Annotated in this window: 5 protein-coding genes; 1 reads left to right on the top strand and 4 read right to left on the bottom strand. The window is 73.7% G+C overall.

Annotation, left to right across the window (positions count from 1 at the left end):
* Window positions 1–37 precede the first annotated feature (37 nt).
* Together JS521_RS30765 and JS521_RS30770 are read right to left on the bottom strand one after the other, a co-directional pair.
* A complete protein-coding gene (locus JS521_RS30765; protein WP_205086210.1) occupies window positions 38–1,408 on the bottom strand; it encodes a phosphomannomutase/phosphoglucomutase in 1,371 nt (456 codons plus the stop codon).
* A gap of 69 nt (window positions 1,409–1,477) precedes the next feature.
* Window positions 1,478–1,858: a DUF3499 domain-containing protein gene (locus JS521_RS30770; protein WP_205086211.1), complete on the bottom strand. Its 381-nt coding sequence runs from the start codon at window positions 1,856–1,858 to the stop codon at window positions 1,478–1,480.
* Between the two features lie 456 nt (window positions 1,859–2,314).
* On the opposite strand from JS521_RS30770, the gene JS521_RS30775 reads away from it, so the two are divergent.
* The gene (locus tag JS521_RS30775; protein WP_075265990.1) at window positions 2,315–2,743 is read left to right on the top strand and encodes a metallopeptidase family protein; all 429 of its coding nucleotides are present in this window, start codon (window positions 2,315–2,317) and stop codon (window positions 2,741–2,743) included.
* Between the two features lie 96 nt (window positions 2,744–2,839).
* On the opposite strand, the gene JS521_RS30780 is transcribed toward JS521_RS30775, so the two are convergent.
* Together JS521_RS30780 and JS521_RS30785 are read right to left on the bottom strand one after the other, a co-directional pair.
* A complete protein-coding gene (locus JS521_RS30780) occupies window positions 2,840–4,378 on the bottom strand; it encodes a DUF5719 family protein (protein ID WP_205086212.1) in 1,539 nt (512 codons plus the stop codon).
* The gene (locus JS521_RS30785) at window positions 4,375–8,187 is read right to left on the bottom strand and encodes a glycosyltransferase (protein WP_205086213.1); all 3,813 of its coding nucleotides are present in this window, start codon (window positions 8,185–8,187) and stop codon (window positions 4,375–4,377) included. Before JS521_RS30785 ends, JS521_RS30780 begins: the two co-directional genes overlap by 4 nt.
* Window positions 8,188–8,373 lie beyond the last annotated feature (186 nt).

Here is an 8,373-nt window from a genome sequence, read left to right on the forward strand (position 1 = left end):
GGGGAGCGGGGCTAGGCGGTGGGCGGGGCTGTCAGCGTCAGGTCGTTCGGATCAGGGTCAGGACCTCGTCGCGTACCGCTGTCATCGTCTTCTCGTCCCTCGCCTCGACGTTCAGGCGCAGCAGGGGTTCCGTGTTCGAGGCGCGGAGGTTGAACCACCAGTCGGCGGCCGTGACCGTCAGGCCGTCCAGGTCGTCGAAGGTGATGCCGTCGCGGGTGCCGTACGCCGTCCTGACCTTCGTCAGGCTGGCGGTCTGGTCGGCGACGGTGGAGTTGATCTCGCCCGAACCGGCGTAGCGGTCGTACTCCGCGACCAGTTCGGAGAGCGGCTTCTGCTGGCCGCCGAGTGCGGCGAGTACGTGGAGCGCCGCGAGCATGCCCGTATCGGCGTTCCAGAAGTCCCGGAAGTAGTAGTGCGCCGAGTGCTCGCCGCCGAAGATCGCGCCGTGCTCCGCCATCTCCGTCTTGATGAAGGAGTGGCCGACGCGGGTACGGACCGGGGTGCCGCCGTTCTCGCGGACCACCTCGGGGACCGACCAGGAGGTGATCAGGTTGTGGATGACGATGCCCTCGCCGCCGTTACGGGCCAGCTCGCGGGCCGCTACCAGGGCCGTGATCGCGGACGGGGAGACGCCTGCGCCCCGCTCGTCGACCACGAAGCAGCGGTCCGCGTCGCCGTCGAAGGCGAGGCCGAGGTCGGCGCCCTCGGCGAGGACGCGGGCCTGGAGGTCGACGATGTTCTTGGGGTCGAGGGGGTTGGCCTCGTGGTTGGGGAACGTGCCGTCCAGCTCGAAGTACATCGGTACGAGGTCGAGCGGGAGGCCCTCGAACACCGTGGGAACCGTGTGGCCCCCCATGCCGTTGCCCGCGTCCACCACGACCTTCAGAGGGCGGATCGACGTCAGATCGACCAGGCCGAGGAGGTGGGACGCGTAGTCGGTGAGGGTGTCGCGTTCCGTGATCGTGCCGGGGGTGGCGGTGGTCGACGGCTGCGGGGCGCCTTCCGACCACTGCTCGACCAACGTGCGGATCTCCGCCAGGCCGGTGTCCTGGCCGACCGGGGCCGCGCCCGCCCGGCACATCTTGATGCCGTTGTACTGCGCCGGGTTGTGCGACGCCGTGAACATCGCCCCGGGGAGGTCCAGCGCCCCCGACGCGTAGTACAGCTGGTCCGTCGAGCAGAGGCCGATGAGCGTGACGTCCGCGCCCCTGGCCGCCGCGCCCCGGGCGAACGCGCGGGAGAGGCCGGGTGAGGTCGGGCGCATGTCGTGGCCGATCACGATCGCTTCTGCGGCCGTGACCTCGACGAACGCGGCTCCGAAGAGTTCGGCCAGCGACTCGTCCCACTGGTCGGGCACCACTCCGCGCACGTCGTACGCCTTCACGAGCTGCGACAGATCAGCAACCACGGCCGGTCCTCCTGGGGTCTCTGCGGACCGCCCAAACTACCCGGCCGGGTGATGCCCCAGGCGACGGACTCAGGAGTCCGGGGAGCGCAGCACCCTCAAGTGGCCCCGGCGGGCCACCTCCACCGGGTCGGCCGAGCGCCGACCCCGGCCGTCCCCACCGTCCGGGCCCCGGTCGTGCGGGCGTGCTGCCTCGCGGACCGCGTTGGCCAGTGCTTCGAGGTCGTCGCCGCTCGGGTGCGCCGGTGCGGAGCCGTCGGAGAGCCGCACCACTTCCCAGCCCCGTGGCGCGGTGAGCCGCTCACTGTGCTCGGCACAGAGGTCGTAACAGTGGGGCTCGGCGTAGGTGGCGAGCGGGCCGAGGACCGCAGTCGAATCGGCATAGACGTACGTCAGTGTCGCGACGGCGGGGCGGCCGCACGCGGTGCGCGAACAGCGACGTACAGGGCTCACGATGTTGGACGGTACCGCACTCTTGAGCGGGCTGCGACGACTCCCCCACGGGTCACCCCACCGTGTCGCCCTGTGACCTGCGGCACAGCGGCGTCCTCCGCGGCTACCCTGACCTGCGCCAGAACCGGGGCCCGGTGATCACGCACCGGTCGGGCCGGTCACGGGCGGGGGTGGATCACGGTGTCGGGGGCAGAACCAACGATCGGATTACGGGCCTGAAAAGGGCTCAACCTTGGCCGAAATGTTCAACTGCGGACATCCGGAAGCGGGCGGGCATCCTCCGGCCCCGGGGAAGGCGCGGACGGCCGGCTACGCCGCGTCGCACGGCCGGCCCGGCCGCGTCGCACGGCAGCCCGGCCGCGTCGTCACAGCCGACCCCGCCACCTCGTCACGGCAGGCCCCGCCACGTCGTCTCTCCGATCACCCCGGCCCCCGGAGCGTTACGCTGCGTCGGTGATGGACAGCTCCGTACCTCCCCACCCGTTCGAGCCGCGGCCCCGGCGCCGTGACCGTCATGGCCGCGGTATGCGCGGGCCGGTCGCGCCACCGCAGGTGCCGCTGTCGGCCAGCCGGGGCGAGACCTTCCGTGATCTGGTCCAGGACTCGGTGGAGCGGCTGGAGCGGCGCTGGCCCCAGCTGGCCGAGGTCGACTTCGTCGTCCTCGATGTGCCCGGTACGCCGGAGGAGGTCGTTCCGCTCGGTAGCGCGGTCTCTGCGGAGAAGGGGCGGCCCGCGCAGATCGTCGTCTACCGGCGGCCCGTCGAGATCCGCACCAAGAGCCGCGACGAGCGCGCCCTGCTGGTGCACGAGGTCGTCGTCGAGCAGGTCGCCGAGCTGCTGGGGCTGGCCCCCGAATCGGTCGACCCCCGGTACGGGCAGGACTAGGGCCCCCTTCCCGCAGCCCGGCTCTCCCCGCCCCCGCACCGGGGAGGCCCCAGCCCCGGCCCCGGTCCGGGAAGGCCCCGTCTGCCGGACAGGTCCTCAGTCGTCCAGGACCGAGAGGTCCTGGCGGGCGGACGGGACCTCGACCATTCCCCTGTCGTCGGGGAGCGTCTGCACGGTGAACATCTGCACGCCGCCCGACGTGAGCGCCAGGGAGCGCGACGCGTGGACCGGGCCGCCCGAGGTCGTCTCGACGGTCAGGGCGTAGGAGCCCTTGAGGCCTTCCGGGGCCTTCGGGGTGACGGCCATGGTCGTACCGGCCTTGACCGTGTACGTCTCGACGGCCGGTTCGCCGCCGCCGCTGCCCGCCGACGCCGTGACCTTCACCTCGGCCGTGGCGCCCGGCGCGGTCAGGGACAGCGTCGAGCCCTTGGCCCGGTTGTCCGCGACGCTCGCCCGGGCGCCGACCGGGGCGGTGGCCGGGATGTAGGCGATCTCCTGCTGGTCGCCCTTGCCCCGGACCACGCGCAGCGCGGCCACGATCGAGGTCGCCCGGTCCTTCTCGACCGGGCTCAGGCGCAGGGAGCCCGGCTCGCCGCGGGTGACGTCCTTGAGGTCGACGGCGGCTGTCATCGAGGACTTGATGTGCAGAGTCGCGTTCCCGGCCGGGGAGAACGCCGCGTTCTTCCCCAAGAGCTGGACCTTCACGTCCGCGTCGTCCTCGCCGGGCGCGAACGCCACCAGCTGTACGGAGGTGGCATCGGCCGGGATGCCCGGCATCACCAGCGTGCCGGAGGGGTCCTCGGACGCGGTGATCCAGTCGCTGCCCGCGTTCTCGTCGGCGCTCATGACGACCGCTCCGATCCGCCCCGAACGAGTGGTGACGTGGGCGGTCAGCTGGTCGACGGCCTCGGGGGTGAGGGTGGACAGCAGGACGGCGACGCTGGAGCGGGCCGGCACGGTGATGCCGTCGCCGACCTCGGACTTGACCGCGCCATCGGGGCCGTACAGCTCGATGTCGGCGACAGCACCGGTGTCGTCGGGGTTGGTGAGGTGGACGTAGTCCTGGCGGGACTTCGCGGTGCTCGCGCCCGGGAACCAGAAGTCCGTGTCGGGCGGGGTGCAGGTGACTCCGAGGAGCCCGCGGGAGCCGCCCGCGGTGACCTCGGTGGTCTGCTGCGCGGTCCAGCCGGGGGCCAGCTTGCCGGTCGCCGTGCCGACGAGGGCCGGGGCGTCGGCGCCGTTCGCCTCGGCGACGACCGGTGCGCCCTGTTCCTTCACGGCGAGGACCGGCTTCTCGGCCTTCTCCTTCACCTTCTTCGCCGCTTCCTCGGCCTTCTTGGCCTTCTTCGGGTCGGTCTCGTCCTCGTCGTCCACGATCGGCAGCGCCGGCTTCAGCTCGGCGGTGCCCTTCGCGTCGCCGCCCTCGCCCGCCGGGGTGAACGCGGTGTACTGCGTCTCGGCGAGGTCGGAGTTGCTGGGCGCCGGGCAGACCAGGCCGGCCCGCTCGACCGGCAGCAGCGCGGCGGACTTCGCGGCGGATTCGGCCGGGGCGCCGGGCGCGGTGACCGTGGCGAATCCGGTGACGGCGGCCAGGACGGCGGCGCCCGCGATCAGGGACAGGTGGGTGGACTTCACTCGGACTCGCCTCGCGATGCGTTACCGGTCTGCCACGGGGCCTGACCCGGGGCCGGGGGGTCGGTCTGTTCGCCGTTCTCGGTGTACGGGGGCTGCGGCTGCTGCTGGTGCTGCCCGCCGACGTACTGGCCGTACTCGTCGTACGCGCCCTGGTCGTTGTACGTCCCCTGGTCGTACGCGCCCTGGTCGTTGTACTGCTGCGCGTAGGGGTCCTGGACTCCGTAGCCGCCCTGGTAGGCGACGTTCTGCCCGTGTTGCTGCTGTTGCCCGTGCTCGTGCTGTTGGGCGTACGGGGCCGGCTGCTGGTACGTCGCGTAGTAGTCGGCGGTCGGCTGCTGCTGCCCGTCCCACTGCGCGTACTCGTCGTATGCGCCGTATTCGCCGTACTGCTGCTGCGGGACCGCCGCGTAGTCGCCGGTGGCCTCCTGCGGGTCGTGCGCCGGGGGGGTCGTGGCGTACGGGTCGGCGGACTGCTGCGCGGGGATGTGCTCCCCCGGGTCCGCGACGGGCGACGGGTCGCCGCCGACGGGCTCCTCGGCCTGGGCCGCGGCGCGCAGCCTGCGGGCTCGGCGGCCCTCGCCGTCGGCCGGCTCGGCGGCGACGGCGAGCGCCTCCTCGGGCAGGTCGTCGTCGATCTCCCGGCGGCGGCCCGGCAGGGCCATGACCACCAGGACCACGAGCAGCCCGATCTGGGCCCAGATCCACGCGGTGTGGGTGATCGGGGCCTCGTGGGTGAGGTCCAGGCGGCCGCCGTTCGCGGGCAGTTCGAAGCCCTGGGCCCAGCCGTCGACGGTCTTGCGCGTCAGCGGCTTGCCGTCCAGCGTGGCCGTCCAGCCCGGGTCGGCCGCGTCCGCGATCCGCAGCACGCGGCCCGATTCGCCGGACGGGATCTTCGAGTGGGCCTCGACGGCGGCCGAGCCGACCGCGATGTGGTCGCCCTCGCCGGACGCCGGGGTGATCATGACGCGGGCGACCTGGCGGTCCACCCGCCACAGGGCGCTGCCGTCGAGCTGGCTCAGGCGGCTGAGGCCCGGGGTCGCGTCGAGGACCCGGCTCATCTCGCGCGGGGCTCCGTCGCGGACGAGGACGTAACGGATCGCGAAGCCGCTGAGCTGGCCGCCCTGGTCGGCGCCGGAGCCGGCGACGAGGTTGGCGACGACCTTGTCGAGGTGGCTGTTGCTGCCGCCCGCCTCGGTCAGTTCGCCGTCGCCGAGCCGGGCCCCCGAGCCGCGGACCAGGCTGTACGCGACGGTGTCGGGCGAGGTGCCGCCCAGGATGAGGGTGCGGGGCTGGTCGCGGGTCGTGCTCTCCTCCGCCACGAACGCGGGCACCTGGACCGGGTCGCGGCGCTCCAGCGGGCCGTCCGCACCGCCGATCATCCAGCCGAACGCGGCCAGGACCGGGGCCAGTCCGGCGGCCAGCGCGATCAGGGCGGCCACGGGCTGCCGCCAGCCGAAGCTCTGCTCGGCGACCCGGATGCGGGCGCCGTCCGCGCCGACCAGGGCGGCGGCGATCAAGGCGGTGCCGTAGACGAGGGTGGCCGGTCCGGCCCAGGTGGATCCGTTGGCGACGGCGGCGAAGAGGAAGCCGACGAGCGCGACGGCCCAGGCGGTGCGGACGGCGAACTGCCGCTCCTCGCGCAGCAGGGCGGCGAGCGCGGCCAGCACGATGCCGAGCAGCAGGATGCCGCCCGCCGCGCCGGGGCCGCCGGGGCTGATGCCGAACAGGTCGAGGCCCGATGCCTGGCCCGTACCGGTGTCCAGGCCCGCTTCGGTCAGGAGCGCGGACGGGTTCGTCAGCAGGCTCAGCGACCAGGGGGCGAGGACCAGCACCGGGGTGGCGACGGCGGCGACGAAGCGGAGTCCGTACGCCGTGATGTCGCCGCGCCGCAGCACGAGCACGCCGAGGCCGAGGACCACGGCGAGCGGCCAGACGATCGGGGTGAACGCCATGGTGACGGTCAGCAGCAGTGTGTACGCCCAGGTGGCGCGCCAGCTGCCGCGCTCCCCCGCCGCGCTGTCCGCGCGCAGCCCGTGGGCGGCGACGCCCGCGCGGGCGATCAGCGGGAGCAGGACGAGGAGGACGGCGGTGCCGAGGCGGCCGGTGGCCAGGGCGCCGGTCGCGGCGGGCAGGAAGGCGTACGCGACGCTCGCCCAGGCGCGCAGCAGCCGGGAGGGGAGCAGCGGGCGGGAGGCGAAGTAGGCGGTGGCCCCGGCCAGCGGGATCGAGCAGACCAGCAGCACGCTGACGGCGAGCCCGGTCGAGCCGAGGAAGAGAGCGGAGAGGCCGGCGAGCAGGGCGAGGTAGGGGGGCGCGGTCTGGGTGCCGCCGGTGCCCACCGTGTGCCAGGCGTCCGCGTACCGGTCCCAGAGCGAGCCGAGCTCGGCGGGGACGGGCAGCAGCGCGCCGCCGGCCAGGGCGCCGCCGCTGAGCAGGTTGCGGCAGGCGACCAGCGAGACGACGAGGAGCAGGGCGAAGAGGATGGGGCCGGGCTTGCGGCCGATGCGCTTGAGGCGGGCGAACTGGTCGACTTCGAGGAAGTCGGCGTCGTCGCCGCCGGGGCCGGATTCGACGGCTCCGTGGCGCGAGCCGCCCGCGTCGGAGTCCGTACGGCCGCCGAAGTTGCCCGCGACCTGGTCGACGGTGGCCCGCACGGTCGCGCCGGGTGGCGGGAACAGCGCGCGCAGCTCGGCGGCGTCGACGACGCCCTTTCCGCGGTTGCGGCGGGCGGCGAGGATGCGGCCGGGGCGCAGCAGGGTGCCGAGCAGTCCGGTGACCTCGTCGAGGGCCTGGCCCGGCACCTTGCCGACGAGATAGGCGAGGGTACGGAGCAGGGTGCCGACGACGAGCCGGAGCAGGACCCAGGGCAGGGCCTTGCCGCGGGCGTTGACGAGCATCGTGTAGACCGCGCCCGCCTTGTCGACGCGGTGCGGGCTGGCGACGGAGCGGCCGGCGCAGTCGATGGGCCGGCGTTCGCGGGCGGAGGCCTCGGCGTGCCGCAGGACGGCGTCCGGGGCGACGAGGACCCGGTGGCCGGCCAGGTGGGCTCGCCAGCAGAGGTCGACGTCGTCGCGCATCAGAGGGAGCCTGCGGTCGAAGCCGCCGAGCTCCTCGTAGACGTCGCGGCGGATGAGCATGCCGGCGGAGGAGACGGAGAGGACGGTACGGACCTGGTCGTGCTGGCCCTGGTCCTGCTCGCGGCGGTCCAGGCCCGTCCAGCGACGTCCGCTGTTGGCGATGGAGACGCCGACTTCGAGGAGCTGCTTGCGGTCGTACCAGCCGCGCAGCTTGGGGCCGACGATCGTGGCGTGCTTGTCGGCGTCGACGACGCGCAGCATCTCGGCGAGCGCGTCCGGCTCGGGCGCGCAGTCGTCGTGCAGCAGCCAGAGCCACTGGACCGGTTCGCCGTGGGGCAGTTCGGGCAGGTCGTAGTTCCCGTCGACCCAGGTCCGGGTCTCCGGATCCCAGCCGCTGGGGCGCTTGAGGTACGGCAGGTCGTCCGGGGTGAGGACACCGGCCGTACGGGCCGCCTCGTCGACGGCCGTGCCGAAGCTCGTACGGCGTGCGAGGTGCAGGACGCGTTCGTCGCCGAGCGCCTCCGTGACCAGCCGGGCCGAGTCGTCGGCGCTGCCGGTGTCGGCGGCGACGACGTTCTGTACGGGGCGTTCCTGCCCGAGCAGCCCGGCCAGCACGTCGGGCAGCCAGCGGGCGCCGTCGTGGGAGACGAGCACGGCGGTGACGACGTGCCGGGGGAACTCTGGGGCGGCGGCGGCCGCGTTCGGCGCCGCCGAGTGGCTGTGCACGGACATCGAGGTACGGGCCCTCCGGCCGGGTCCGGGGGCGTCCCCGGGGGCTGCATCGGTGTACACGCGCGCCCCGGCGGGGCGTTGGCGCGTCTCGGACGGGGCCCCACACTAACGGTACGGACAGGTGGCGGGGGTCCGAGCGGGTAAAGGGGACGGGCCCGGACCTGCCGACGGCCCGTCCCCTTTACC

The organism is Streptomyces durocortorensis (genome assembly GCF_016901035.1).
In the GTDB taxonomy this organism is placed as follows: Bacteria; Actinomycetota; Actinomycetes; order Streptomycetales; family Streptomycetaceae; genus Streptomyces; species Streptomyces durocortorensis.

Excerpts from the sequence above, each read along its gene's own strand:
- JS521_RS30785 (WP_205086213.1), bottom strand. The coding sequence starts at position 8,187 with ATGTCCGTGCACAGCCACTCGGCGGCGCCGAACGCGGCCGCCGCCGCC.
- JS521_RS30775 (WP_075265990.1), top strand. The coding sequence starts at position 2,315 with ATGGACAGCTCCGTACCTCCCCACCCGTTCGAGCCGCGGCCCCGGCGC.